General features: G+C 60.2%; 27 protein-coding genes, 1 tRNA gene, 1 pseudogene and 1 riboswitch. Of the genes and pseudogenes, 11 read left to right on the top strand and 18 right to left on the bottom strand.

Features of this window, described 5'->3' with window-relative positions:
- The 3 genes and pseudogenes from KI810_RS02995 to KI810_RS02990 all read right to left on the bottom strand — a co-directional run bounded on the left by KI810_RS02995 (position 1) and on the right by KI810_RS02990 (position 1,985).
- Positions 1-291, bottom strand: a complete 291-nt coding sequence (locus KI810_RS02995; protein ID WP_214173983.1) for a DUF190 domain-containing protein — start codon at positions 289-291, stop codon at positions 1-3.
- Between the two features lie 73 nt (positions 292-364).
- Positions 365-1,225, bottom strand: a pseudogene (locus KI810_RS17235) (cation:proton antiporter); the annotation flags it as partial.
- A gap of 35 nt (positions 1,226-1,260) precedes the next feature.
- A riboswitch (Fluoride riboswitch) is annotated at positions 1,261-1,326 on the bottom strand.
- Between the two features lie 583 nt (positions 1,327-1,909).
- Positions 1,910-1,985: transfer RNA gene (locus tag KI810_RS02990), tRNA-Asn, on the bottom strand.
- 181 nt (positions 1,986-2,166) lie between these two features.
- Here KI810_RS02990 and KI810_RS02985 point away from each other — a divergent pair.
- The 9 genes from KI810_RS02985 to cysN all read left to right on the top strand — a co-directional run bounded on the left by KI810_RS02985 (position 2,167) and on the right by cysN (position 11,613).
- Entirely contained in the window at positions 2,167-2,628 is a 462-nt protein-coding gene (locus KI810_RS02985; protein WP_214173982.1) for an RrF2 family transcriptional regulator, read from the top strand.
- 69 nt (positions 2,629-2,697) lie between these two features.
- Positions 2,698-3,651, top strand: a complete 954-nt coding sequence (gene cysK / locus KI810_RS02980) for a cysteine synthase A (RefSeq protein WP_214173981.1) — start codon at positions 2,698-2,700, stop codon at positions 3,649-3,651.
- 373 nt (positions 3,652-4,024) lie between these two features.
- The gene (locus KI810_RS02975; protein WP_425513887.1) at positions 4,025-5,035 is read left to right on the top strand and encodes a sulfate ABC transporter substrate-binding protein; all 1,011 of its coding nucleotides are present in this window, start codon (positions 4,025-4,027) and stop codon (positions 5,033-5,035) included.
- A 39-nt stretch (positions 5,036-5,074) separates the two neighbouring features.
- Positions 5,075-5,905: a sulfate ABC transporter permease subunit CysT gene (cysT, locus tag KI810_RS02970; RefSeq protein ID WP_214173980.1), complete on the top strand. Its 831-nt coding sequence runs from the start codon at positions 5,075-5,077 to the stop codon at positions 5,903-5,905.
- A gap of 154 nt (positions 5,906-6,059) precedes the next feature.
- Positions 6,060-6,929 carry a sulfate ABC transporter permease subunit CysW gene (cysW, locus tag KI810_RS02965; RefSeq protein WP_214173979.1) on the top strand — a complete coding sequence of 290 codons (870 nt, stop codon included), beginning with the start codon at positions 6,060-6,062 and terminating at the stop codon, positions 6,927-6,929.
- A 125-nt stretch (positions 6,930-7,054) separates the two neighbouring features.
- Positions 7,055-8,077, top strand: a complete 1,023-nt coding sequence (locus tag KI810_RS02960; RefSeq protein ID WP_214173978.1) for a sulfate/molybdate ABC transporter ATP-binding protein — start codon at positions 7,055-7,057, stop codon at positions 8,075-8,077.
- Between the two features lie 25 nt (positions 8,078-8,102).
- A complete protein-coding gene (locus tag KI810_RS02955; RefSeq protein WP_214173977.1) occupies positions 8,103-8,798 on the top strand; it encodes a phosphoadenylyl-sulfate reductase in 696 nt (231 codons plus the stop codon).
- A gap of 182 nt (positions 8,799-8,980) precedes the next feature.
- Positions 8,981-9,886 (top strand): sulfate adenylyltransferase subunit CysD, encoded by a 906-nt coding sequence (gene cysD, locus KI810_RS02950; RefSeq protein ID WP_214173976.1) that lies wholly within the window; start codon positions 8,981-8,983, stop codon positions 9,884-9,886.
- Positions 9,887-9,945: 59 nt separating this feature from the next.
- Positions 9,946-11,613, top strand: coding sequence for a sulfate adenylyltransferase subunit CysN (gene cysN / locus KI810_RS02945; protein WP_214173975.1), 1,668 nt, complete (start codon positions 9,946-9,948; stop codon positions 11,611-11,613).
- 80 nt (positions 11,614-11,693) lie between these two features.
- Here the strand turns inward: cysN and KI810_RS02940 are convergent, their stop codons facing one another.
- The 7 genes from KI810_RS02940 to KI810_RS02910 form a co-directional block, all read right to left on the bottom strand.
- Complete coding sequence (locus tag KI810_RS02940) at positions 11,694-11,915, bottom strand: ferredoxin (RefSeq protein ID WP_214173974.1); 222 nt, start codon at positions 11,913-11,915, stop codon at positions 11,694-11,696.
- Between the two features lie 227 nt (positions 11,916-12,142).
- Entirely contained in the window at positions 12,143-12,469 is a 327-nt protein-coding gene (locus KI810_RS02935; RefSeq protein WP_214173973.1) for an AzlD domain-containing protein, read from the bottom strand.
- Positions 12,456-13,163: an AzlC family ABC transporter permease gene (locus KI810_RS02930; RefSeq protein WP_343213459.1), complete on the bottom strand. Its 708-nt coding sequence runs from the start codon at positions 13,161-13,163 to the stop codon at positions 12,456-12,458. Before KI810_RS02930 ends, KI810_RS02935 begins: the two co-directional genes overlap by 14 nt.
- Positions 13,156-14,055: a DMT family transporter gene (locus KI810_RS02925; protein WP_214173972.1), complete on the bottom strand. Its 900-nt coding sequence runs from the start codon at positions 14,053-14,055 to the stop codon at positions 13,156-13,158. The genes KI810_RS02930 and KI810_RS02925 overlap by 8 nt, the downstream gene beginning before the upstream one ends.
- A 14-nt stretch (positions 14,056-14,069) precedes the next feature.
- Positions 14,070-15,017 (bottom strand): EamA family transporter RarD, encoded by a 948-nt coding sequence (gene rarD, locus KI810_RS02920; protein WP_343213458.1) that lies wholly within the window; start codon positions 15,015-15,017, stop codon positions 14,070-14,072.
- A complete protein-coding gene (locus tag KI810_RS02915) occupies positions 15,014-15,508 on the bottom strand; it encodes a YbaK/EbsC family protein (RefSeq protein ID WP_246525122.1) in 495 nt (164 codons plus the stop codon). Before KI810_RS02915 ends, rarD begins: the two co-directional genes overlap by 4 nt.
- Before the next feature lie 182 nt (positions 15,509-15,690).
- Positions 15,691-15,960 (bottom strand): DUF2917 domain-containing protein, encoded by a 270-nt coding sequence (locus KI810_RS02910; RefSeq protein ID WP_214173971.1) that lies wholly within the window; start codon positions 15,958-15,960, stop codon positions 15,691-15,693.
- A gap of 209 nt (positions 15,961-16,169) precedes the next feature.
- Here KI810_RS02910 and KI810_RS02905 point away from each other — a divergent pair, with 209 nt between their 5' ends.
- Entirely contained in the window at positions 16,170-17,618 is a 1,449-nt protein-coding gene (locus KI810_RS02905) for an aminotransferase-like domain-containing protein (protein ID WP_281412532.1), read from the top strand.
- A gap of 120 nt (positions 17,619-17,738) precedes the next feature.
- On the opposite strand, the gene KI810_RS02900 is transcribed toward KI810_RS02905, so the two are convergent.
- The 5 genes from KI810_RS02900 to KI810_RS02880 form a co-directional block, all read right to left on the bottom strand.
- Positions 17,739-18,638, bottom strand: coding sequence for a DMT family transporter (locus KI810_RS02900; RefSeq protein ID WP_214173969.1), 900 nt, complete (start codon positions 18,636-18,638; stop codon positions 17,739-17,741).
- Between the two features lie 155 nt (positions 18,639-18,793).
- The gene (locus tag KI810_RS02895; protein WP_214173968.1) at positions 18,794-19,498 is read right to left on the bottom strand and encodes an ABC transporter ATP-binding protein; all 705 of its coding nucleotides are present in this window, start codon (positions 19,496-19,498) and stop codon (positions 18,794-18,796) included.
- Between the two features lie 139 nt (positions 19,499-19,637).
- Positions 19,638-20,408: an ABC transporter ATP-binding protein gene (locus KI810_RS02890; protein ID WP_214173967.1), complete on the bottom strand. Its 771-nt coding sequence runs from the start codon at positions 20,406-20,408 to the stop codon at positions 19,638-19,640.
- 56 nt (positions 20,409-20,464) lie between these two features.
- Positions 20,465-21,394, bottom strand: a complete 930-nt coding sequence (locus tag KI810_RS02885; RefSeq protein ID WP_214173966.1) for a branched-chain amino acid ABC transporter permease — start codon at positions 21,392-21,394, stop codon at positions 20,465-20,467.
- Positions 21,395-21,398: 4 nt separating this feature from the next.
- Positions 21,399-22,274, bottom strand: coding sequence for a branched-chain amino acid ABC transporter permease (locus KI810_RS02880; protein ID WP_214173965.1), 876 nt, complete (start codon positions 22,272-22,274; stop codon positions 21,399-21,401).
- Positions 22,275-22,631: 357 nt separating this feature from the next.
- Here KI810_RS02880 and KI810_RS02875 point away from each other — a divergent pair, with 357 nt between their 5' ends.
- Complete coding sequence (locus KI810_RS02875) at positions 22,632-23,552, top strand: DMT family transporter (RefSeq protein WP_214173964.1); 921 nt, start codon at positions 22,632-22,634, stop codon at positions 23,550-23,552.
- 150 nt (positions 23,553-23,702) lie between these two features.
- Here KI810_RS02875 and KI810_RS02870 read toward each other — a convergent pair whose 3' ends face one another.
- From KI810_RS02870 to KI810_RS02860, 3 genes are all read right to left on the bottom strand, one after another.
- A complete protein-coding gene (locus KI810_RS02870) occupies positions 23,703-24,479 on the bottom strand; it encodes an amino acid ABC transporter ATP-binding protein (protein ID WP_214173963.1) in 777 nt (258 codons plus the stop codon).
- Positions 24,466-25,479, bottom strand: coding sequence for an ABC transporter permease subunit (locus tag KI810_RS02865; protein WP_214173962.1), 1,014 nt, complete (start codon positions 25,477-25,479; stop codon positions 24,466-24,468). The genes KI810_RS02870 and KI810_RS02865 overlap by 14 nt, the downstream gene beginning before the upstream one ends.
- A gap of 201 nt (positions 25,480-25,680) precedes the next feature.
- On the bottom strand, positions 25,681-26,472 hold the full coding sequence (locus KI810_RS02860; protein ID WP_214173961.1) for an amino acid ABC transporter substrate-binding protein: 792 nt from the start codon (positions 26,470-26,472) through the stop codon (positions 25,681-25,683).
- Positions 26,473-26,541: the final 69 nt, after the last annotated feature.

Genomic DNA, 26,541 nt, shown 5'->3' with positions numbered 1-26,541 from the left:
TTATTCTTGTTCATGTTTGTGGGTGTAGCGGATTACCGTGGCCTTCTCCAGCGTGATCATGCCGCTATCCACCATTTCGTCGATCCTTGGCATAACGCTGTCTATCTTCTCCTGGGAGTCAACGACCTCGATAATCATGGGAAGATCGGCGGAGAGGTCCAGCAGTTTCATGGTATGAAAGACCCTGTGGGCGCCAAAGCCACAGATGCCTCGCAGGACCGTAGTTCCAGCAAACCCCTCCTTCAGGAACAGATCTGTCAGTGCCTCGTAAAGCGGACGATGGCCATACATCTTTGACTCTCCGATACACACCAATGATTTTGGTGATCATCTTACCGATAAACATGGCTAGCAACGGCAGTGGCGCACTGAGCAATGCAGGAATGGAGACATATGAGCCGGCGCGGATGAAGTAGAAAGGCGTGAGGAGACCAAAGGTTAACGTGCGCAGGCGACGAATAAGCTGGTGGTCTTTCCCCACGGTTCCCGCAAGGACCATCCCTACCACATAGGCGGGCAGCACAGCTTCACTCTCAGCCCAAACCGCCAGCGAACCGAGACCGAATAGGATCAGGAGAAGATATTTTGCTTCCAGTTCAGAGGGCCGGCCGCCATAGCGCTTGAAGAACCAGGGGGTTAAATACGGGAGGATGAAGAAAAATGGGAGCGCCACTCCAACGAAAGTAACGGTTCGCATGGTAAATGGGGCAAAAATCGCTCCCAAGGCGATTACTGTCCCCAAATCGGTAACGAAACATGCCGCCAGCACTGCCTTGCCGAAATCCGTACGGTTCAGGCCAAGTTCAAGCATGACTGCATAGACAACGGCCACAGACGTCGTTGACATGGCGACGCCGGCCAGCAAGCTGGCTTTCGGCGTCCAATCCAGCAGATAGTAACCGATGGCGGTACAGCCAAGGAATGGTGCCAGAAACGATATGAATCCGATGGCAAAAGCCTCTTTCCATTTGGCGCGAAAAACCGTTGGATCAAGTTCCGCACCGGCCAGGAAGGTAAGGACAATAGCGCCCGTACCCGAAAGAAACTTGATCCACGGCTGATCAGCCCCCAGGGTTGAGCCGACCAAGGCGCCAATCACAAGCTGCGCCACGGTGCCTACTATTATTTCCGATAATGCCGTCGCAATTCGCAACCAAATGGAAATAAGCGTTGCAACCAGCGCCAATCCGAGCCACAACGCCGCCTGTCCCCAGACTTCGTGCATGTGGAACCTCCACAAACAAAAACTCCTACCTCGCTTGCAAGGTAGGAGTCATTAGCTTCGTGAAGAAGCGGTTAGTGGCGAACTCCATCGCCGTAAATTATGGATTATAAATAGCCTGAATTAGGTCAAATGTCAATGTTCAGGCAAAATAAACAGACTTTCCGCCTTGAAAAATATGCTGACCGGGGCCTCCCCTGGATCGCTAGCTTGCGGAAGGCATAATCAGGAACGTCAATTTCCACCGAAGGCCAATTGCCAACCGGAGTAAAGATAACCGTGTAACAAGAGAGTCAATGTCTGCGGCAAGTACGCCATCAAGGCTGTTAAATTCGGCAATGAGACACTTTGCAAGCTGCTGAACATCCTTTAATGGAATGGCGTATGTAAGGAGCAGTTCCAGGAGTGCAAGTGCCACCCGCTTGTTGACATCTTCAAACGGTTGCAGATAAGAGAGGTGCACACCAAGGCGAAGAATGCCTGCTCAAAGGGATCTGAGATGGCGGCAGCCGTATCGAGAGCCCTCTGGAAATATTCGTCCAGGAGTTGCGGGGTGGACAACGGCATGTAGACCGAACCACCGATTCCTACCGCGATCTGGCGCAGCCTACCGCAGGCACAGTTACCAACCGTACCTACCAACAAAAAAAGGTCACTTTTCAGACGAAAAGTGACCTTTGTACGATTTGGCTCCCCAGCGCGGACTCGAACCACGGACATGGTGATTAACAGTCACCCGCTCTACCGACTGAGCTACTGGGGAATAAAGAGAAAGATTGTTTAACATGCATCGAAATTTATGTCAAGCCGAAAAATGCTCAAACAGGCCAAGGTGATTACTCACTGTCAACCTCTACTTCCGGACAGGAGAAAACTCCGAAAAATAATCGGAAAAAACCGCTTGACTTCTCCGAACAAATTGTTTATCTATAGCTTTAATAGATATGATATCCAAGAAAACGAAATACGCCTTCTTGGCGCTCATCAATCTGGCCGGCCAGCCGAACGGCCAGCCGATACTGATTGCCGATCTCGCCCAGGACGAGAATATACCGAAGAAATTCCTGGAATTCATCCTGCTCTCCCTGCGCAAGGGGGGGATACTCCAGAGCAGGATCGGCAAGGGTGGCGGATACTCCCTCGCCCTGCCGCCGAACAGGATAACCGTCGGCGCCGTTATCCGCATCCTCGAAGGTGACCTGGCCCCGGTCCCCTGCCTGAGCAAGACGAACCATGCCCATTGCGAGGAGTGTCGTGACGAGGCGACCTGCGGCATCAGACTGGTGATGGACGATGTGAACAAGACCCTCTCCTCCGTCCTCGAAAACCTGACCCTGGCGGACATGATCGAGCGGAGCGAGAACGAGATCAGCAAACGAAAAAACGTGGTAGACTTCAGTATCTGATTTTTTTTGCTATAATAAACTAGTATGTCTATAGACTTTAACACAGCGGCCAACGAGAGGAGATCATCCATGAGCAAGATCTATGCAGACAACTCCCAATCCATCGGCAACACCCCCCTGGTGAAACTCAACCGCATCGGCGACGGCACCAAGGCGACCATCCTGGGGAAGATCGAAGGACGTAATCCAGCCTATTCCGTCAAGTGCCGCATCGGCGCCAACATGATCTGGGACGCCGAGAAACGGGGGGTGCTGAAACCTGGCGTCGAGATCATCGAGCCGACCAGCGGCAATACCGGTATTGCCCTGGCCTACGTGGCTGCGGCCCGCGGCTACAAGCTGACCCTGACCATGCCGGAAACCATGAGCATCGAGCGGCGACGGGTGCTGGCGGCGCTGGGCGCCAACCTGATCCTTACCCCTGGCGCCGAGGGGATGAAAGGGGCCATCAACCGGGCCGAGGAGATCGCCGCCTCCGACCCCCAAAAATACTTCATCCCCCAGCAGTTCAAGAACCCGGCCAACCCCGAGATCCACGAGAAGACCACCGGTCCCGAGATCTGGAACGACACCGACGGCGCCATCGACGTCCTCGTGTCGGGGGTGGGTACCGGCGGCACCATCACCGGCATCAGCCGCTACATAAAGAATACGAAGGGGAAGCAGATCACCTCCGTCGCCGTGGAACCGAAGGAAAGCCCGGTCATCAGCCAGAAGCTGGCCGGCCAGGAGATCAAACCCGGCCCCCACAAGATCCAGGGGATCGGCGCCGGCTTCATCCCGGACACCCTCGACCTCTCCATCGTCGACCGGGTGGAGCAGGTCTCCAGCGACGAGGCGATCGAGTTCGCCAAGCGCCTGGCCCGGGAAGAGGGCATCCTGGTCGGTATCTCCTGCGGCGCGGCCGCGGCCGCCGCTGTCAGGCTTGCCAAGCTGGACGAATTTGCCGGCAAGACCATCGTGGTCATTCTGCCGGATGGCGCCGAGCGCTACCTTTCCACCGCACTTTTCGAGGGGATCTAGGAAGCCGAGCTGACCGGACAACCCGGGGCCGGGGTTTATGCCAGAAGGCATGCCCCGGCCTTTTTTGTCCAAAATGGAGAGTGGAGGCCCCCGTCGACTCGACATTGGTGACTGGTCTGGGCTAGTGACTGGCGATGCCGCCATCTGCGCTTATAGTATATAAAATCTATAGACAATAAAAATAATTCTTGACAACATTTGTGCGCTTACGATATGCTCTCAACATATGCAAAAACTGAGCAGATAGGTGGCCCGGCGTAACTTCGTCAGCCAGGATCGATTTCCCGAACCGCCGACCTGCAAAGCCTGAAACACCCCATATATTTTTTAAGCAAACAATCTACTATAACTATAGATAAAAGGAGATATCATTGTGCATACCAAGAACATCGAAACCCTTCTCGTTGCACTTTCCCTTGCCACCATCTCGGCGCTCCCCGCATTCGCCGCCGATAGCGTCACCCTGCAGAACGTATCCTATGATCCTACCCGGGAACTGTACCAGGAGGTCAACACCGCCTTCGCCCAGCAGTGGCAGAAAAAGACCGGGCAGAAAGTAACGATCAGGCAGTCCCACGGCGGTTCCGGCAAACAGGCCCGGTCGGTCATCGACGGCCTGGACGCCGACGTCGTGACCCTGGCCCTGGCCTACGACATCGACGCCATAGCTGAAAAGGGACTGATCAAACCGGGGTGGCAGAAAGAGCTTCCCCACAACAGCTCCCCCTACACCTCCACCATCGTCTTCCTCGTCCGCAAGGGGAACCCCAAAAAGATCAAAAACTGGGACGACCTGGTAAAACCGGGGGTTTCGGTCATCACCCCCAACCCCAAAACCTCCGGTGGCGCCCGCTGGAACTACCTGGCAGCCTGGGCCTACGCCCTGCACCAGAAAGGGGGCAATGACGCCAAGGCGAAGGAATTCGTGACCCGGCTCTTCAAGAATGTACCGGTGCTCGACTCCGGCGCCCGCGGCTCCACCAACACCTTCGTGCAGCGCGGCCTGGGAGATGTCCTGCTGGCCTGGGAGAACGAGGCATTCCTCGCCATCAACGAGCTGGGCCGGGACAAGTTCGAGATCGTGACCCCCTCCGAGAGCATCCTGGCCGAACCGCCCGTGACGGTGGTAGACAAGGTGGTGGACAAGAAAGGGACCCGGAAGGCGGCAGAGGAGTATCTGAAATTCCTCTACTCCGACGAAGGACAGAAGATCGCCGCCAAACACTACTACCGGCCGACCGATCCCAAGATCCCGTCCAAACTGGCCAAGGTCAGGCTTTACACCATCGACCAGGTCTTCGGCGGCTGGCGGTCGGCCCAGAAAACCCACTTTGTCGATGGGGGGGTGTTCGACCAGATCACCGGCGCCGCTGGCAGGAAGTAGCACATAAAACTTATACGACTCACAGGACCCATTGGACTTATGAAAATCTTGAAACGCACTAACAACGTCCTCCCCGGCTTCGGCCCGACCATGGGGTATACCCTGCTCTACCTGAGCCTGGTCGTGCTGATCCCCCTGTCGGCGCTGGTGTTCAAGACCGCGGGTCTTTCCTGGCACGACTTCCTTGAAGCCGTGGCAGCCCCGCGGGTGCTGGCCTCCTACCGGATCACCTTCGGCGCGGCCCTGGCAGCGGCAGGAATCAACGCGGTCTTCGGCGTACTGGTGGCCTGGGTGCTGGTGCGCTACCCCTTCCCCGGCAAGCGGCTGGTGGACGCCCTGGTGGACCTCCCCTTCGCCCTCCCCACGGCCGTGGCCGGCATCACCCTGGCCACGGTCTACTCGGCCAACGGCTGGGCGGGGAAATACCTGGAACCCCACGGCATCAAGGTGGCCTTCACCCCCCTCGGGATCATCGTCGCCATGACCTTCATCGGCCTCCCCTTCGTGGTGCGCACCGTACAGCCGGTCATTGAAGAGCTCGACGCCGAAATCGAGGAAGCCGCGGCCTGCCTGGGAGCCAGCCGCTGGCAGACCTTCCGCCGGGTCCTCTTTCCGCTCCTGACCCCGTCGGTGCTGACCGGTTTCGCCCTGGCATTTGCCCGGGGGGTGGGGGAATACGGGTCGATCATCTTCATCGCCGGCAACATGCCGATGGTCTCGGAGATCACCCCGCTCCTGATCATCACCAAGCTGGAACAGTACGACTACCAAGGCGCCACCGCCATCGCCACGGTAATGCTGGTGGCATCCTTCACCATGCTGCTGGTGATAAACCTTCTGCAGCGCTGGAGTAGAAGGTATGCTGATTGATAAGAAGTTGAAAAATCAAGGCAATGGAACGCGGATCACATCTGAAACAACAGATAAAATCGGATAAAAAGCAACGAAGTGCGGGTTACTCCGCCTTGATCCGTACAATCCGTCTTTTTCCGTGTTCCCTCAAGGTTTTGATCTGGAGAATGTAATGGCCGCACCAACCACGACATACACTGGCAAGAACAACGGCAACCACCGCATCACCGAACCGGCCCCCGTCCGCTGGCTGCTGACCGCCATCGCCCTGGCATTCCTCGCCCTCTTTCTGGCTCTGCCGCTCGCGGCAGTCTTCAGCCAGGCCTTCGCCAAGGGATGGGAAACCTATCTGGCCGCGCTGTGGGAGCCTGACACCCTCTCCTCCGTCAAGCTGACCCTGATCACCGCCGCCGTAGCGGTGCCGCTCAACCTGGTGTTCGGCGTCATCGCCTCCTGGGCCATCGCCAAGTTCACCTTTCCGGGGAAGAACCTGCTCATCACCCTGATCGACCTCCCCTTTTCGGTCTCGCCGGTCATCTCCGGCCTGATCTACGTCCTCATCTTCGGCCGGCAGGGGTGGCTGGGCCCCTGGCTGGATGCCCATGACATCAAGATCGTCTTCGCGGTCCCCGGCATCATCCTTGCCACTATCTTCGTCACCTTTCCCTTCATCGCCCGGGAGCTGATCCCGCTCATGGAGGCCCAGGGAAAGGACGAGGAAGAGGCGGCGCTGGTCCTGGGGGCAAGCGGCCTGCAGACCTTCCTCCGGGTGACCCTCCCCAATATCAAGTGGGGGATCATCTACGGGGTGATCCTTTGCAACGCCCGGGCCATGGGAGAGTTCGGCGCCGTTTCGGTCGTCTCGGGCCACATCCGCGGAAGCACCAACACCGTCCCGCTCCATGTGGAAATCCTCTACAACGAGTACAACTACACGGCCGCCTTCGCCGTCGCCTCCCTTCTCGCCCTCCTCGCTCTCGTAACGCTGGTGGTAAAGACCGTGGCCGAATGGAAGGTGCAGCAGCAGTTGGAGAGAGAGTAAGGCAAATGCAAAAGGGGATGGATCACTTCTGAATACACGGATAACACCGGATTTCGGATCTACGCTTGATCCGCCTTGATCCTTTTAATCCGTCTTTTCCGCGTTCCATTATCACGGGGAATTTTATGAGCATCGAAATAGAAAACATCGGCAAGCAGTTCGGCAGCTTCACCGCCCTGGACGATATCAACCTCTCCATCCCTTCGGGAGAGCTGGTGGCGCTGCTCGGACCCTCCGGTTCCGGGAAGACGACCCTGCTCCGGATTATCGCCGGCCTGGAGACCCCCGACAGCGGCCGGATCATCTTCAACGGCGAGGACACCACCGACCGCCACGTGCGGGAGCGCAAGGTCGGCTTCGTCTTCCAGCACTACGCCCTGTTCAAGCACATGACCGTCTTCGACAATGTGGCCTTCGGCCTGAACGTCAGGCCGCGGGACAGCCGCCCCTCCAAGTCCGCCATAAAGGAGAAAGTCATGGAACTCTTGCGGCTGGTGCAACTGGAAGGGATGGCGAAACGTTACCCCTCCCAGCTCTCCGGCGGCCAACGTCAGCGCATCGCCCTGGCCCGGGCCCTGGCGGTGGAGCCCCAGGTGCTCCTGCTGGACGAACCGTTCGGCGCCCTGGATGCCCAGGTTCGGGCCGAGTTGCGCCGCTGGCTGCGCCGGCTCCACGACGAAATCCACGTTACCAGCGTCTTCGTCACCCACGACCAGGAAGAAGCGCTGGAAGTCGCCGACCGGATCGTGGTGATGAACAAGGGGAGAATCGAGCAGGCCGGCACGCCGGACCAGGTGTACGAGCACCCGGCCAACCCGTTCGTGCTCAATTTCCTGGGGAACGTCAACCTGTTCCACGGGCGGATACCCCAGCCGGCACAGGGAGAACGGAAGACGGTCTCCTATGTCCGCTCCCACGATATCGACATCGACCGCAGCCAGCAGGATTCCAGCTCCCTTTCGGCTGAGATCAGGCATATCCAGAAGCTCGGGCCGTCGGTGCGGGTAACCCTGACCCTGGCCAGCGGGGAACCGATCGAGGCGGAACTGACCCGGGACGCTTTCCAGAATCTCGGTCTGCAGCAGGGGGAGCAGGTGTACGTACGGCCCAGACAAGTCAGAGTATTTGTCGAAGACTACCAGATATAGCTGAAAAACAAGAGAGAGGTTCCTGATGTCAAAAAACATTCCCGACATACCGTCCGACGCCACCCCGGCCGATATTCTCCGTGCCGGCATCGAAGCGGCCGGTGGGCCGGTATCCCTGGCCTGCTCTTTCTCCCTGGAGGATGTGGCCATCATCCACCTCGCCCATGAAGCTGGTCTGGAACTGGGGGTATTCGCTATCGACACCGGGCGACTGAACGAGGAGACCTACGAGGTGGCCGATGCCCTGACGGAACGCTACCGGCTGAAGATCGACTGGTATTTCCCCCGGCACGGGGATGTGGAGGCGCTGGAACGGGCGGAAGGTCTTTTCTCGTTCCGCGAATCCCTGGACAAACGCCACGAGTGCTGTAGCATCCGTAAGGTGGAGCCCCTCTCCAGGGCGCTCAAGGGGCTGGCAGGCTGGGTCACCGGCATGCGGCGCGAGCAGAGCATCACCCGCGGCGAACTGGCCCCCATCGAGCGGGACGAATTGAACGGCGGCATCCTGAAGATAAACCCGCTCATAAACTGGAGCGAAGACGAACTGATCGCCTACACCGATCAGCACCGCCTCCCCAGGAACCGTCTCTACAGTCAGGGGTACCGCTCCATCGGCTGCGCACCCTGCACCCGGGCGGTGAAGCCGGGGGAGGATGTACGTGCCGGGAGATGGTGGTGGGAGAATCCGGAGAACAAGGAATGCGGACTTCATCGCCGCTGAAGTGGCAACGTAAAAGGCACAAGGCAATTGAGCGCTGATACCATCTGAAAAATCGGATAAAAGCCATGATTCTGGGTTCGCCTTAAAGGCCTGATCCGCCCTTATCAGTTTTTTCCGCTTTTTCCGCGTTCCATTCAATGTTTCATATTTGTTTCAGTTGTCCAATCCGGGAGAAAAAATACATGAACAAAAATCTTACTCATTTGCAGCAATTAGAGGCCGAGAGCATCCATATCCTCCGCGAGGTCGTTGCCGAATTCGGCAACCCGGTGATGCTCTACTCCATCGGCAAGGATTCGGCGGTCATGCTGCACCTGGCCCGCAAGGCCTTTTACCCGGCACCGCCCCCCTTTCCCCTGCTGCACGTGGACACCACCTGGAAGTTTCGCGAGATGATCCAGTTTCGGGACCGGATGGCCACCGAATGCGGCATGGACCTGATCGTCCACGTCAACGAGGAGGGGGTCCGTCAGGGGATTTCCCCCTTCACCCACGGGTCGGCCCTCTACACCGACATCATGAAGACCGAAGGGCTGAAGCAGGCGCTGGACAGGTACAAGTTCGATGCCGCCTTCGGCGGTGCCCGTCGGGACGAGGAAAAATCACGGGCGAAGGAGCGGATCTTCTCCTTTCGCAGTGCCAATCACCGCTGGGACCCGAAAAATCAGCGTCCGGAGCTCTGGAACCTGTACAACACCCGCATCAAGCCGGGGGAAAGCATCCGGGTATTTCCTCTCTCCAACTGGACCGAGCTGGATGTCTGGCAGTACATCCACCTGGAGAACATCCCCATCGTGCCGCTCTACTATGCGGCGGTGAGGCCGGTAGTGGAACGGGACGGCATGCTGATCATGGTGGATGACGACCGCCTGGAGCTGAAGCCGGGCGAAGAGGTGCAGTACAAATCGGTCCGCTTCCGCACCCTGGGGTGCTACCCCCTGACCGGCGCCGTTGAATCGACGGCGGCCACCCTGCCCGAAATCATCCAGGAGATGCTCCTGACCCGCACCTCGGAGCGCCAGGGGCGGCTGATCGACCATGACCAGGCGGGGAGCATGGAGAAGAAGAAACAGGAAGGGTACTTCTAATAGGTCCTCTAGGTCGTATGGGTCCCATAGGACCTATTTAAAGCACAAAGGAATTTCACTTGGCACATCAATCGGAACTGATCGAAAAAGACATCCTCGCCTACCTGAAGAGCCAGGAAGAGAAATCCCTGCTCCGCTTCATCACCTGCGGCAGCGTGGATGACGGCAAGAGCACCCTGATCGGGCGTCTTTTGTGGGATTCCAAAATGGTCTTCGAGGATCAGCTGGCGGCGCTGGAGGCGGACAGCAAAAAGGTCGGAACCCAGGGGGGGGCAATCGACTACGCCCTCCTGCTGGACGGACTGCAGGCGGAGCGGGAGCAGGGGATCACCATCGATGTGGCCTACCGTTTCTTTTCCACCGACAAGCGCAAGTTCATCGTCGCCGACACTCCCGGCCACGAACAGTATACCCGCAACATGGTAACCGGCGCTTCCACCGCCCAGGTGGCGGTGATCCTGGTGGATGCGCGCAAGGGGCTGCTGACCCAGACCCGGCGCCACAGTTTCCTGGTTTCGCTGGTCGGCATCCGGAATGTGGTGCTGGCGATCAACAAGATGGATCTGGTTGATTTCGACCAGCAGCGTTACGCATCCATTCTGCGCGAGTACGTACAGTTCGCCGCGCCCCTTGGCTTTGCCTCGATTACGGCAATCCCCATCTCGGCACTGGGGGGCGACAACATCATCGAACCGAGCGCCAACACCCCCTGGTACACGGGGCCTACCCTGATGAACTACCTGGAAACCGTCCGGCTGGAAGGGGACAACAGGGATCAGCCGTTCCGGATGCCGGTGCAGTGGGTGAATCGCCCCCATCTGGATTTCCGCGGTTTCTGCGGCACGGTTGCAGCGGGAACCATCCGGCCGGGTGACGAGCTGCGGGTCGCCGCGTCCGGGCGCACCAGCCGGGTCTCCCGCATTGTCACCATGGACGGTGACCTGCCGGAGGCTACCGCAGGCCAGGCGGTGACCCTGACGCTGGAGGATGAGATCGATATCAGCCGGGGTGACATGCTGACCGCACCCGATGCCCCGCCGACCCACGCCCGGCACCCGGAGGCGCACCTGGTCTGGATGCACGACGAGCCCCTGCAGCCGGGGCAGATCTACCTGGTCAAAACCGCGACTGCCGTGACCCCCGGCCGGGTCACCGCCGTGCAGTATGCGGTGGATGTGAATACCCTGGAGCAGAAGCAGGTACCGACACTGGGGTTGAACGAAATCGGCGTTGCCCGTCTGGAACTTGACCGCCCGATCTCCTTCGACCCCTACCGGCAGAACCGGGATACCGGCAGCTTCATCCTTATTGACCGCATCACCAATGCCACCGTGGCGGCCGGGATGGTCATCGCGGCAGCGCCCCTGGAACCGCAGACGGCACACGTTGCGGACCTGTCAGGCACGAGTGGCGGCCACCCCCGGCGTATCAGCCTGAATGAAGCCTCCATCAACGGCACCGGCGTAAGCGTGGTCGACCTGACCGGGGAATGGGGTCCGGTCGAGCTCGACGCCTCATCCACCTTCCTCGACTACCTTGGAAAGGGCAACCGGATACTTTTCCGCCTGCGGGGTCTGGAGCAACTGGAAGCGGTGGTGCTGCTGGCGTACGAACAGACTCTGTCGTTTGAATTCGATCGCACGGCGGAAGGGGTCAGCATCCTGATCTTCAAACGGGGCACCCGGCCCGCAAGCGGCGTGTCCGCTGATGGCGGGACCGGCATATAAACCTGAAACGGCAGGCGGAGCGTCCTCATTCGTCCGGACGACTCCGCCTGCCGATCATCACACTCTCAAAACGCTCCTCGTTAGCCGAAATTCCTCAGGTATTCCAGGTCGGAGTTCCAACTGATGCACGAAACCGGGCAGGCGTCAATGGCACCGCTCTGGATCTCCTCCTCGGGTGCGCCGGCAGGGTCATAGCACTCCGCCTTGTTGTCGTCGTCGAAGCGAAACACGTCGGGAACATTGGCAACGCAGAGCCCGCAGCTTATGCATTCATCCTTGTCAATCCATGGTGCCTTTTTCATGCGCCCCTCCCCCTCTGATTTGATAACAACCTGAACTCTTGATACGTACATCATCAGCAGGTGTCACGTCCTGAAGTAAGCATAATCCGCAAGGGACTCAGACATAACCGGATGCTCAGGTCCCAAGGGTCACTTTAAGGTTACTACGCTTATCGGGGAATACAAACCGGGCAGGTCTGTTCCAGGTGTACGGTCTTCCTTGCGGGAGGGGGAGGCAACCCTTTACCTTACCCCATGATCATCCCCGCCAGCCAGTAGAGCGCCATCCCCACGACCACCGTCCCCGCCAGGGAACGGGTCTTCAGGGCGAAAAGAAGGGTCGGAACGGCAACGAGCAGTTCCTTCCGTCCCAGGTCAAGGGTTCTGGTCTTCTCCGTCGCGAAGAGGATGGGAGCGATGATGGAGCTCAGGATGGCGGCCGGCACCAGGTCAAGCCAGTCGGCGAGCCAGCGGGGGAGTTGTCGCCGGGAGAGAAGCGCCAGAGGAATGAAACGAGGGAGATAGGTAACGGCCCCCATGCCGACCATGAGCAGGAGGTAGTCAGGCAGGGACATGGTGCCTCCCTTTCGTCAGTCGTTTGACCAGGAGGCCGATGGTCGCCGCGCCGCAGGATGCGCCGATGACGTAGAAATTCCCCGGGAGAACCAGGAAGAGGGTAACGGAAAGGAGAGCGGCAACCACGGCGGTCAGGACGTGGATCCGTTCCCGGAGCTGGAAGGTGAAGAGGCAGATGAACATGGCGGTCAGCGCATAGTCGATGCCGAAAGCGCCGGCCGGAATGAGATTCCCCACGTAGACCCCCGCGACGGTGCTCCCTATCCAGGTGGCATTGGTTATCTGGTTGACCGTCAGGGCCCGCCACCGGTCCCACCCCTCCCCCCGGAAACGGGCCATGTTGACGGCAAAGCTTTCGTCGGTAAGGCCGTAGGCAAAGAGTGAGAGGAACCACCGGTTCACCCGGGGCAGATGAACGGCCAGGGCCGACCCCATGAGGAAATGGCGGAGGTTGACGACAAACGTGGTCATGACGATGGCCGGGAGGGAGGCGCCGCTCCCGAGCATGGCCACCGCGATGAACTGGGAGCCGCCGGCAAAGACCAGGGTCGACATGAGGAGCACCTGGAGCGGGCCGAGCCCCGCTTTCTGGGCAAGAACGCCGAAGGAGAGCCCGATGGGTATGAACCCCATGCAGATGGGCCAGGCTGCGCCGAACCCTTCCCGCAATACCGCCATACCGTTCCTAGCCACGCGCCCGCTCCTCCCCGCCCCCCACGCCACCGAAATTGACATTGAGGAAGACGGCGCCGACGATGATGACCATGCCGGCTACCTGGGAGGGGACGATCCGCTCCCCGAGCACGGCGGCGATGCAGACGAGGGAAAGGACGGGGGTCAGGAGGGCGAAGTTGGAACTGTGGCTTGTCCGGCAGAGCTGGAGCGCCTTGTTCCAGAGGATGAAGGCGACGGCGGTGGGGAATACCCCCAGGTAGACGAGCCCCAGCAGCTGGGGCGCCGACAGCCGCCAGGTGAAACCGTAGAGCGGGAGCAGGCAGAGGAGAAACAGCAGCCCGAAGAGGTTGAAGAGGAACATGCCGACGCCGATGTGAAAGCGGGCGTGCTTGATGAGCACGCAGAACAGGGCGAAGCTGAAGGCACAGGCGAGGGAGAGAACGGTACCGATGTTCAGGTCGATCTGCAGGAAGGTTCCCCGGGAAATGAGGACATAGACGCCGAAGAAGCCGACCAGGACGAAGGCGACGGAGCGGGGGGTGGAACGCTCCCGATAGACGGCCCACGCCAGCACGATCATCATGAGGGGATAGGTATAGGTGAGGATCACCACCTGGGCGGCCGGCAGGTATTCATAGGACTTGACGCAGAGGAGTTGCTGCACCCCCAGCCCGATGATGCCGGTCAGGATGAAGAACAGGGGTTTGCGGCGGAACTCGGGGAGGATATCCTTCCCCTTGCCGGTCAGCAGGAGGTTTGTCAGGAGGGCGGCGACCGCGAAAACTCCCATGTAGACGACGACCACGTAGCCATCCAGGCGAGCGACGCTCAGTTTGAAGCCGGTCCCGAGGGTGGCGAAGAGAATTACCGCCAGGGTGGCAAAGATTGTACCCTTGGTTGAATCGTTCATGAAAAGAAGATGCCCTACTGGTTATGACCGGGAGCGACCTGTGCGGCAACGCGGCGGGCGGTGACGATGGCGCTCCAGGAATAGAGGGCCAGTCCTCCCCAGATGCAGCCGAATGCCGTGAGATGGGTCGGCGTGAACCGCTCCCCGAAGGCCCAGACCGCCAGAATGAACTGGATGCTCGGCGTAATATACTGGAGAAACCCCATGGTGGCAAGCCGCAGGCGCCGAGCGGCGGCGGTGAACCAGAGGAGCGGCACCGCCGTGACCACTCCGGCCAGGGGGAGAATGATATTGTCGTGAAGGGAGCCGGCGAGAAAGGCCCCCTTCCCCGTCACGTCGAGCCAGCCGAGGAAGACAAGTGCCACCGGTCCCGCCAGAAATGTTTCGATGGAAAGTCCCACGAGGGAGTCGACGGCGACGGTCTTGCGGAGCAGGCCGTACAGGCCGAAGGTGACCGCCAGCACCAAGGCGATCCAGGGGATCTGGCCGACACGGAGCGCCAGGACGAGGACCCCTGCCGCCGCCAGCACCAGGCTCACGATCTGCCAGCGACGGAGCCGCTCGCCGAGAAGGGCGAAGCCGAGGAAGACGTTCACGAGGGGGGTCATGAAGTAGCCGAGGCTCGACTGCAGGACCTCTCCCCGCTCGATGGCGAAGATGAAGATCAGCCAGTTGGCGGCAATGAGGAGCGTCGTTCCGCAGAGGGTCAGAATGGTCCTTGATGTCCGGACGGCCCCCCCTACTTCGCCCCAGCGACGGGTCACCGTCACGAGCAGCATGAGAAAGAGCATGGACCAGACGATCCGGTGGGAAACCACCTCCAGCGGCGGCACATGCTTTACCGCCCTGAAGTAGACCGGGAAGAATCCCCAGACCAGGTAGGCAGCCAGGCCGCACAGCACCCCCTGCCGGGTGGCAGCGGCTTCGGAGGCTGCAGGTGTCGACGTCAGACCGTGGCTCACGCCACTTCCTTGATCATTGCCACCCGGCCGGTCGTCATGAGCCTGAGTTCCGCCGGCGTGAGGCAAAAGAGGGCGCTCGGCGTTCCGGCTGCGGCCCACAGTTCGGGATACTCCATGAGGTCCTCGTCGATGTAGGTTTCCAGCACTTCCGCATGGCCGAGGGGAGCGACCCCGCCTATGGCGAAACCGGTCTTCTCCCGAACGAACCTGGCATCGGCCTTGCCGATCGGTTCCCCGGCGAGTTCGGCAAGACGCGCCTCGGCGACCCGGTTGCGGCCGCTGGCAAGAACGAACAGCGGCTTGCCGCTCGTCTCTCCCCGAAAGACCAGGGACTTGACGATCTGTCCCACGTCACACCCCACCGCCCGGGCCGCATCTTCGGCGCTCCGGGTACTTTCGGTCAACTCGATCACCCGGCACGCGAGCCCGAGGGCGGCCAGGGCATCCTGGACCCTCTGGGCGCTCTTGCTCAACGGTTTATCCATCATCATCCCTTTCCCACTACCTTCAGCCTGAAAATGCATGTTCACGCAGAAACAATCTGATTTTCATTGATTTACGCGGATCGGGACTTCCCAGGACCCAGGGCAAGTGTGCCGGTTTCTGTCCCATTGTTGTAACGGCGTCAATCTGCCTTTAACAGCGTCAGTCTGCGTTCACGTGCCGTTGTACGTTACGGCGTGCTGACCAGGTGCCAGGCAGGGGCGACTATCCCCTCCCGCTCCTTGCCGACCGGGGTCACGAAGAGCACCCGTGCCTCCCCCCACGCCTCCACGACGACGCTGTCGCTTCGGCCGAACTCCATCGTCTTCCCTGCCTTGATGAAGTAATCCCGGCCATCCCCCCGCGTCACCCAGAGGCATCCCGCCAGGCAACGCAGCACAAACCCCTGCCCCCTCCCGTCGATTCCGAGCACTGCACCGTTGTCGAGCCCGATTTCCACGACTCCCCCCTTCCCGCCTGTAGCAGGCAAAACCGTCATCTTCCGATACGATGACCGCACTATAGAGGAGAGGGAACAACAATAACAGATGCATTAAATACTATTTGTAACCATAACAGTTTGACAATACTACAACTGTACCCCTAGAATAAGGAGAAAACTGTTACTGTTGTCCGGCCGGTTGCCGGACTATGATGGGAGACATGACTATGGATACCACGCTCTGCCAGCAAAAAACACCGCTCTATGAGAGCGTTGCCGGCCAGATGTCCCGCCTCATCGAGGAAGGGACCTTCGGCCCCGGTGCACGGATTCCCTCGGTCCGGACCCTGAGCCGCCAGCTCTCGGTCAGCATCAACACGGTCATGGAGGCCTACGGACTCCTGGAAGACCGGGGGATCATCGAGGCCCGCCCCCAGTCAGGCTACTACGTCCGGGCACGACTGGCGGACCTCCCCGCCGAGCCGGGAATGTCCCGTCCCGCCCTGAGCCCGACGCGGGTCACCACAAAGGAACTGAGCCGGATGATCCTGCGGGATACACGGGATACCGGCCTCGTCCCGCTGGGCGCGGCGATCCCCGATCCGGAACACCTCCCCATCGATCGTCTCAACCGGATGCTCTCCACGGAAGCCCGCCGGCACAGGGTGCAGAGCGTCTCCTACGAAATCCCCCCCGGCTGCGAAAAGTTGCGGGTGCAGGTGGCACGGCGGATGGTCTCGGCGGGGTGTACCCTGACCCCGGACCAGATCGTCACCACCTGCGGCTGCATGGAGGCGGTCAACCTGGCGCTTCTGGCTCTCTGTCGCCCCGGCGATACCGTCGCCATCGAGTCCCCGACCTATTACAACTTCCTGCAGGCGCTGGAACTCCTCGGTCTGAAGGCTCTGGAGATTCCAACCCACCCCCGGGACGGCATAAGCCTGGATGCCCTCCGCTACGCGCTGGAACACAACCGGATCAGCGCCTGCCTGGTCTGCACCAACTTCAGCAACCCCCTCGGCAGCCTCATGCCGAATAACAGAAAGCAAGAACTGGTTGAGCTTCTGGCCAGTCGTGACATCCCCCTCATCGAGGACGACCTCAACGGCGACCTGAGTTTTTCCCACGAGCGGCCCCGTGTCGCCAAGTCCTACGACAGGGAGGGGCTTGTGCTCCTCTGTTCGTCATTCTCCAAGACCCTCGCCCCCGGCTACCGGGTCGGCTGGATCGCGCCGGGACGGTATCAGACGGAGATCGAGCGTCTCAAGGGAATCCTCACCATCGCCGATGCCACCCCTCCCCAGCTGGCCATCGCCGAGTTCCTCGCCAACGGCGGCTACGACCATCACCTCCGGAGCCTGCGCCGCATCCACGCCCGGCAGACAGCCCTCATGGCCCAGGCGGTAGGCCGTTATTCCCCACCGGGGACCCGGGTCACCTGTCCCGCCGGCGGGTTCGTCCTCTGGGTCGAGTTCCCCCCCTGGGTCGATTCCCTCGTCCTCTACGAGCAGGCCCTCGCGGCAGGCATCACCATCGCCCCCGGGCCGATCTTCTCCGCCGCCCAGAAATACCGGAACTGCATCCGGCTCAACGCCGGCTACTGGTCGGAACGGGTCGAGCGGGCCATCGAAACCCTGGGACAGCTGGCGGGGGCCATGGGGCATGCTGTCAGATAACAACGCCAGATTAGGGATGATCACCAGGCTGCGAGGCGGAGCCCCCGAAAGCGTACAGAGAGTACGTTGATGAGGTCGACAACGGGCAGCGCAGTGAGGCTCGAATAGGGCGTTGTGCGTTCAGGATGAATGCCGGGCCGACACCCGGGTGAATATGGCAAGCCCGGCAAAGATCAGCGCCCCGCCGGCCAGCTGGCGAGGGGTCGGGTTCTCGCCAAGAAAGACGGCAGCCCAGATGATCGCCCCGATCGGCTCACCCAGGATGCTGACCGACACCACCGATGCGGGGATGTAACGGAGCACCCAGTTGAAGACCGTATGACCGAGAACGGTGCAGACTGCCGCCAGGGCCAGAAAGAGGAGCCAGTCCCGGGAAGAGTACGGGTAGAACGGCACCTTGGCAACGAGGCTCGTCGCCACGAGGGCCAGGGAACTCATGCCGTAGGTAACGAAGGTGTAACCGGACAACTCCACGCTCCCCCGGAGGCGGCGGCCGATGAGGAGATAGCCTGAAACCAGGATCGCCGCCGCAAGGGCCAGCAGGTCTCCCACAAATGCCCCCATCCCTATCTGGAAGTCCCCCGCCCCGATGACGAAACTCCCCGACAGCGCCAGCAGACCGCCAAACATGGCGAGCCGTGATATCCGCTCCCGGAAGAAGAGCCAGGAACCGATAACGACGAAAACCGGTTGGGTAGTCACGATCACCACCGAACTGGCAACGCTCGTGTAGAGAAGGGACGTGAACCAGGTAACGAAGTGGAGGGCGAGGAACAGCCCGCTCGCGGCTGCCAGCCCAACCTGGCGGCGGGTCATTCCCCGCACACCCCGGAACCCGCCCGCCATGGCAACGGGGAGCAGGATGAGGAAAGTGAAAAGGAGACGGTAGGTGGCGATGATGAGAGGGGGGGCGGTGGCAAGGCGGACAAAGAGCGCCGAGAAGGAGACGGCAAAAACCCCCACCAGGACTGCCAGGTAGGGGTTGATCAACGGCCGGGGACTTTCATTAGTGATAGACATACCTAACCCTGGAAACGGGATTTTTTCGCAAGGTCAAGGCGATCAAAGGATTGCGCGGAGACGTAGTACCCAAACATCGGGCATAAACAGCGCTACGTCGCACAAGCAGTCCTGAAGACCAACGCAGAGATTGCGGAAAAGGCACGTTTCCTGTTCTATTCCCCCAGGTACGCCTTGCGTATATCCGGATTCGCCGCCAGCTCCGCCGCATTCCCTTGGAGGACGATCGAGCCCGTTTCGAGGACGTAGGCACGGTTGGCAATGGAGAGGGCCATGTGTGCGTTCTGCTCCACGAGCATGATGGTGGTGCCGGCCTTGTTGATCTCCTGGATGATCTCGAAGATCTTCTCCACCAGCATGGGGGCAAGCCCCATGGAGGGCTCGTCCAGAAGGAGCAGGCGGGGATTGGACATGAGTGCCCGCCCCATGGCGAGCATCTGCTGTTCTCCCCCCGAGAGGGTCTTGGCCGGCTGCTTCTTCCGCTCCGCGAGGCGGGGGAAGAGCTGGAAGACATGTTCCATCGCCTCCTGTATCCCCTTCTTGTCGTTTCGGACGAAGGCTCCCATCTCCAGGTTCTCCAGGACACTCATCTTGGAAAAGACCCGCCGCCCTTCCGGCACCTGACAGACCCCCATCTTGACGATCTCGTGGGGGGGGATCTCCGTAATGTCCTTCCCCTCGAAGACAATCTTGCCAGCAGAGGCAGAGACGATGCCGGAGATGGTATTGAGGATGGTGGTCTTGCCGGCACCGTTGGCGCCAATCAGGGCGACGATCTCCCCCTGCTGCACCTGGCAGGAGACGCCGTTCAGGGCCTTGATCGCCTTGTAGTTAACGTAGAGATCTTCGACGACGAGCATCACTAGTCCTTTATCGGAGAAACGCGGATTTTGTTCAAGATCAAGGCTGCCGAGGAATTTCGCGGAGACGTACTGGAAGTACGTCGCACAAGCAATTCCGATGACTTACGTAGAGATTGGGCAAAAGCCGCGTTTCTCTTTAATGTTTGGCTCCCTTGCCCAGGTACGCTTCAATAACTTGGGGATTCACGCGGACTTCTTCCGGTTTCCCCTCGGCGATCTTCACCCCGTAGTCGAGTACGGCGATCCGGTCCGATATCCCCATGACGAACTTCATGTCGTGCTCCACGAGGAAGACGGTCATTCCCGTCTGGCGGATCTTCTGGACAATCTCCATGAGAACCTGCTTTTCGAAGGGGTTCATGCCGGCCGCCGGTTCGTCCAGGAGCAGTATCCGGGGTTTCAACGCCAGAGCCCGGGCGATTTCAAGCCGCCGCTGCTCGCCGTAGGAGAGGTTGCTGGCAATTTCCCACGCCTTGCCGGCAAGGTCCACCCGGTCAAGGCATTCCATGGCCCAGTCGAGCAGTTGCTCTTCCTCCCGTTTCACCCAGGGGGCGGGACGCAGGATGGAGCCGAGCAGGTCCCATTTCCCGCGGGTGTGGGCGCCGATCAGCACGTTTTCGATGACCGGCAGTTCGTTGAAAAGCCGGATGTTCTGAAAGGTCCGGCCGATGCCGAGGGCCGCAATCTGGTGGGTCTGCCTGCCGCTTATCACCTCACCATTGAAGCGGATCTCCCCTTCGGTCGGGGTATAGATTCCGGTGATGAGATTGAAGAGGGTGCTCTTGCCGGCGCCGTTTGGGCCGATCAACGCCTGGATGTTCCCCTCTTCCACCGCCAGGTTTACCTTGTCGACGGCAACGAGTCCGCCAAAACGGATGGTAACGTTATCGAGTGTGAGAATCGCCATGTAATCCCTGCACATGCTTAGTGACGGCACAGTGGCCGGTTAAGAACTTGTAAGCGCTAAAGATCGCGCCGCCCCTTGTCGCGGGGAATGGACTCGTTGATGTTCCGGCCGATGGCCTTGAGCAGCAGCCCCGTGAAATTCACCCCCCCCAGCAGACCGTTGGGACGGAAAACCATCAGGCTGACGAGAAGAGCGCCATAGACGAGCATCCGGTACTCGGACATGAAACGGAGAAATTCCGGAGCCGCCGTCAGAACCGCCGCGCCGATTACCGTACCGGGAATGCTCCCCAGTCCGCCGAGAACCACCATGCTGAGAATGTCCACCGACTTGAGAAAACCGAAGTCGGAGGGATTTATGTACCCGAGAAAATGGGCGTAGAGACCGCCCCCCACTCCCGCCAGGAAGGCACCGATGGCGAAGGACTGGACCTTGTAACGGGCCAGGTTGATCCCCATGGCCTCGGCGGCGATCTCGTCTTCCCGGATCGCCTTGAGCGCCCGGCCGAAACGGGAGGACTGGAGAAACGCGACAAAGACTATGCTGAGAATCGCAATCCCCCAGACGTAAATCGGCATGGGGAGAAACGACTTCGGCGCGGGAACCGAGAGGCCGAGGGCCTTGTTGGTGATGTCGAGATTGAGGAAGATGACCTTGACGATCTCCGCGAACCCGAGGGTACAGATGGCCAGGTAATCTCCGGACAGCCGGAGGATCGGAAACCCGATCATGGCGCCGATGGCGGCGGTCACGAGGCCGCTGGTCACGAGGGTCAGGGCGAAAGGGAAGCCGAGGCGGATGGTGCAGATGGCACTGATGAAAGCGCCGATGCTCATGAAGGCGGCATGCCCGAGGGAGAGCTGACCGGTCAGGCCGGTGATGATGTTCAGCCCGAGGGCAAGGGGGATGGCAATCCCGATATTGACGATGACCTGCATGGTGTAGGGATCGACAATCCCGACGATATTCTGGAGAAATTCCGCCATATGCTTAGACCTTCTTCTGGATTTTTTGGCCGAGGAGACCCGTGGGCTTGAACAGGAGCACCAGGACGAGAATGGCAAAGGCGATGGCATCCCGGTAGGAGGAGTAGCCGATCGCCACGCCGAAAATTTCGGTTACGCCCAGGAGCACCCCCCCGAGCATGGCTCCGGGGATGGAGCCTATCCCTCCGAGAACCGCAGCGGCAAAGGCCTTGAGGCCAGCCATGAGTCCCATGTTGAAGGACACCGCGTTGTACAGCAGCCCTACCAGCACCCCCCCGGCGGCGGCGAGGGCGGAGCCGAGGGCAAAGGTGAAGGAGATGACGCGGTTGACGTTGATCCCCATGAGGGCGGCTGCGGCGTAGTCTTCCGATGTCGCCCGCATCGCCTTGCCGATCTTCGTCTTCTGGACGATGAATTCCAGCCCCAGCATGAGGAGGGCAGCAACACCAATGATGGTGAGCTGGAGGGTTGAGATATCTGCATTGCCGATGTGGAGCTGGTGGAGGGGGAATGCCCCCTCGGGGAACCCCTTGGCATCCGCGCCGAATACCATCAGGGCCAGGGAGGAGAGGAAGATGGAAACACCGATGGCCGAAATGAGGGCGGAGAGCCGCGACGAGCGCCGCAGCCGCCGGTAGGCGATCAGTTCGATGACAACGCCCAGCACCATGCAGAAACACATGGAAAGTACCATGGCGACGAAGATATTGAGCTTGAAAAAGGAGACCAGCAGGAGGCCGACGAAGGCACCGACCATGAATATCTCGCCATGGGCAAAGTTGATGAGCGTGATGATGCCATACACCATGGTATACCCGAGGGCGATCAGGGCGTAGGTGCTCCCGAGGGCTATGCCGTTGATGAGTTGTTGTAAGAACATGGGTTCCTCTTATGGGGCAAACTGAGTGAAGTGCGGCGGTGCACAATCATCGCAGGTTTACCTGGCTCCGCCGGACTGATGTTGCCAGGCAAAAACCATCGATGTGCGCAGGACCGGAGACAGAACAGAGAAAGTTCACGGTTTTTACCATGATTTAACTCCGGGAGCAAGAAAATAAAAAATGGTTTGACCAAAATAAACAGTGGCTCATTTATCGTTGCTTATCGGCAGGTTACGTGCCAGCCGCTACCTCCGTTTCTTTGAACACGGCACCACACTCACTTTTTTGCTATTGCCCCGGCAGGTCAAACAAGTTTATCCTGCGCCGACACAATCACAACCGCAGGGGAAGACGAAATGCACGACAACAGACAGAATCTGGCGGGATACCTCGCCCTGGGGGGGGCTGCATCCATCTGGGGAGGGATGTACGTGGTGAGTAAGTATGCCCTCGATTTCATCCCACCCTTTACCCTGCTCTGGCTCCGCTACCTGGTGGGATTCGCCGTCCTCTGGGCGCTAGTGGTACGGACCGGCCTCGCCCAGCCCTTCTCCCGGGACCGCCGCACCTTCATGACCATCGGCTTCATCGGCTACTTCGTCTCCGTCGGGCTGCAGTTCATCGGCACCCGTCTCTCCAGCGCCCACATGGGGGCCATCCTCACCTCGGCAAGCCCTGCCTTCATCATCATCTTCGCCCGGACCATGCTGGGGGAACGGCTCAACCTGCGCAAGATCGCGTCGGTCGCTATGGCCACCGCCGGGGTGCTGATCGTCGTGGGATTGGAGGGGGGAGGCTCCGGCAACCGCGTGCTCCTGGGGAACATCGCCCTCCTCGGTGCCGCCGTTACCTGGGCGATCCTGTCGGTCCTCGCCCGGCGGGCTTCCATCACCTATTCGCCACTGGTGATAACCACCTACGCCATCTTCTGGGGAGGCCTCTTCACCACCCCCGCCATGGTGCTGGAATGGCAATTCGTGCCGGTGACCGGCCTGGACCGTCCGCTCCTCTGGCTGGCCGTCCTCTACCTGGGGGTGGTCGCCACGGCGGGTGCGTTTTTTCTTTGGAACAAGGGATTGCAGCTGGTGGAGGCAAGCGTGGGGTCGGTATTCTTCTTCCTCCAGCCGGTGGTGGGGGCCTTCCTCGGCTGGCTCATCCTCGGCGAGCATCTGGGAGCATCGTTCTTCATCGGCGGGGCTGTCATTCTTGCCGCTGTTCTGCTGGTATCGATACCGTCAAAGGCTGGAAAGGTTTTAAAAGGAAACAGAGAGGGGTGAGTGCCCCGTGGAGCGAATGTGCCCGAGTGCCAGCCGGTGTTGGCGACATGGAGCAAAGCCGGACGGACGGCCGGCGCGAAATGAGCCTTACAGCTGCGGTACGAGGGGACTCTGAGCGGAACGGGGCGCTCACCCCTCTCTGATTCACGACTAAATTATGCGGCTCAGAAAGGTCCTGATCCGCTCATTCTGCATCCGCTCGTCGAAGATTTCCTGCGGTGTCCCCTCCGCCACGAACACTCCTCCATCCATGAAGATGACCCGGTCCGCCAGCTCCCGGGCGAACCCCATGTGGTGGGTGACGATGATCATGGTCATCCCCTCGTCCGCAAGGGCATGGATGGTGTCGAACACCTCCCCCACAAGCTCCGGGTCCAGGGCCGACGTCGGTTCGTCGAACAGCATGAGCTTGGGACGCATGGCCAGGGCGCGGGCGATGGCCACCCGCTGTTTCTGGCCACCGGAAAGGGTTGCGGGAAAGACGTCCCGCTTGTCGGAAAGCCCCACCTTGGCCAGCATGTCGTAGGCGATGGCCCGGGCCTCCGGGACAGGCTTCTTCTGGACCGTGAGCGGTCCCTCCATCACGTTGCCGAGCACGGTCATGTGGGGGAAGAGGTGGAAGTGCTGGAAGACCATGCCGATCTCCGCCCGAAGGGGGCAGACCACCTGCTGCCGGTCCAGGTGAAGCCTGCCGTGACGGTGGACGTACCCCGCCTCCCGCCCCTCGAAGCGGATCACCCCGGCATCGATCTCCTCCAGGAAATTCATGGAGCGGAGCAGGGTCGATTTCCCCGACCCGGACGGCCCGATGATGACCAGCTTCTCCCCCGGATAGACCGCCAGGTTCACGCCGTTAACCGCCGTCAGGTTCTTGTAGCGCTTGATGATCCCTTCAAGCTGGATGAGGGGCTGCCTATCGGTGTTCATAAATCCCCGCCCGGTACTCGATCTTTTCGAAGATGAAGGTAAATACGGTCGTAAAGACCAGGTAGACGATGGCGGCCAGGACGAGGGCCGTCACGTTGAAGTAGGTGTTGAAGAGCTGGTCGGCCGCCCGCATCAGTTCCACCATGGCGATGGTGGAGACCAGCGCCGTGTCCTTGATGAGGGCGATGAACTCGTTGCCGATGGGGGGCATGAGCCGCTTGTAGGTCTGGGGAATGATGACCCGGCGCATGGCCTGCCCGTAGGTCATCCCCAGGGCCTTGGCCGCCTCCATCTGCCCGTGCTCGATGCTCTGGATCCCCCCCCGGATGATCTCCCCCAGATAGGCGGAGTAGTTGACGCCGAGACCGATGACCGCCGCCGTCAGGGGAGAAAGGGTGATGCCGAGGGAGGGGAGCCCGTAGTAGATGAAGAAGAGCTGGAGCAGCAGCGGCGTCCCCCGGAAGAACCAGATGACGAACCAGCAGGCGGCCGAGATGGGGCGGAAGGTGCTGAGCCGGCCGAGGGCGATGAGGAGCCCGCCGATGGGGGAGATCACGATGGTGCAGAGGACCAGCAGCAGCGTCATGACGGCCCCTTTGGCCAAAGCGGGGAGGAAACGGATGCAGTCCTTGAGGAAAGTCACGTAGCGGGGCTGCCCCTCCTGCTCCACCGACGCAACGAAATTCTTCGCCTCGCTGTTGTCCGGATAGAGTGCCAGGACCTCCCGGGCGGCCGCCAGGGCTTTGTCCATCTCCCCCAGGGAGAAATGGAGACGGGCGATCTGAAGCCGGCTCCGGACGAACGCCTCCCCCTCACCACCGCCGGCCGGTGGGGGAATCTGTTTCAGCACCTCCACCGCCCCGGCCAGGTCTCCCTGTCCCATGAGCTCGTTGGCCTGCCGGGTCAGCCGATCCGGGTCGGCAGCGGCACCGAAAACCACGGCGGCGGCCATCCACAAAAAAAGCAGGGCCGTAGCGACCCTGCTGAATGTCTTTTGCATAGACGAAAACCTTTTGTCCACGAGGTCACGAAGAGTCGAAAGGAAACCAAAACCATTTATTGACGCAAAGACGCAGAGGCGCAAAGAGAATCAAAATCTGAAACCAATTTCTGATTGACGTCAAAGCCTGCGTTTTGCCTTTCTTAGCGTCTCTGCGCCTTTGCGTCGAATTTCAAGTTTCGTGTTGCCTCGTGGAACGGTCTAGAATTTTTTCGGATTCGTTATATCTTCCGCGAACCACTTCCGGGAGATCTTCGCCATGGTGCCGTCCTTGACCATCTTGTCCAGGGTCTGCTGCACCTTGCCGCGCAGCTCGGTGTCCTCCTTGCGGAAGGCGACGCCGAAGGGCTCCTTGCTGATCATGCCAGGGAGGATCTTGAACTTGCCGGGGCGCTTGGCAATCATATCGCGGCCGGTGACGTTGTCCACCACCACCACATCGATGCGGCCCGCCTCCAGATCGAGGAGCGCCTTGGGATAGTCCTCGTACTCCTTCAGCTCGGTCGGTGCGGTGGCAAGCTTCTTGACCGCCTCCACGCCGGAGGACCCCTTCTGGGTACCGGCCTTGAAGTTCTTCAGATCCTTGAGCCCCTTGAAGCGCTTTTCCTTGAAGTTGACGATGGCAATCTGGCCGTCCATGATGTACGGCTTGGTGAAGGCCACCTGCTTGGCGCGTTCGTCGGTAATGGTCATGCCGTTCCAGATGCAGTCGAACTTCTTGGCGTTGAGAGAGTGAATTACGCCGTCCCAGGCGGTGGGCTGCCACTCTATCTTGATGCCGAGGCGCTTGCCCACCTCTTCGGCGGCGTCGATGTCGAAGCCTATCAGTTTCCCCGACGCATCACGGTACCCCATGGGGGGGAAGGAGTCATCCAGACCGATGACCAGTTTCCCGGCACCCTTGGCCCGGCTCCAGGAGCCGTCAGCGGCAAACGCCACGGCGGCCAGGACGACAAGCAGAACAGACATGCCCAGCAGAACAATTTTTTTCACGTGCGGCACCTCTTTCAGAAAAATTTAACCTCGTCAAACAGGAATTCTACCTTACCGAACGCGGATTAT

It is taken from the genome of Geomobilimonas luticola (assembly GCF_018476905.1).
Lineage (GTDB): Bacteria > Desulfobacterota > Desulfuromonadia > Geobacterales > Geobacteraceae > Geomobilimonas > Geomobilimonas luticola.
This window is presented reverse-complemented; position numbering and strand designations above follow the sequence as displayed.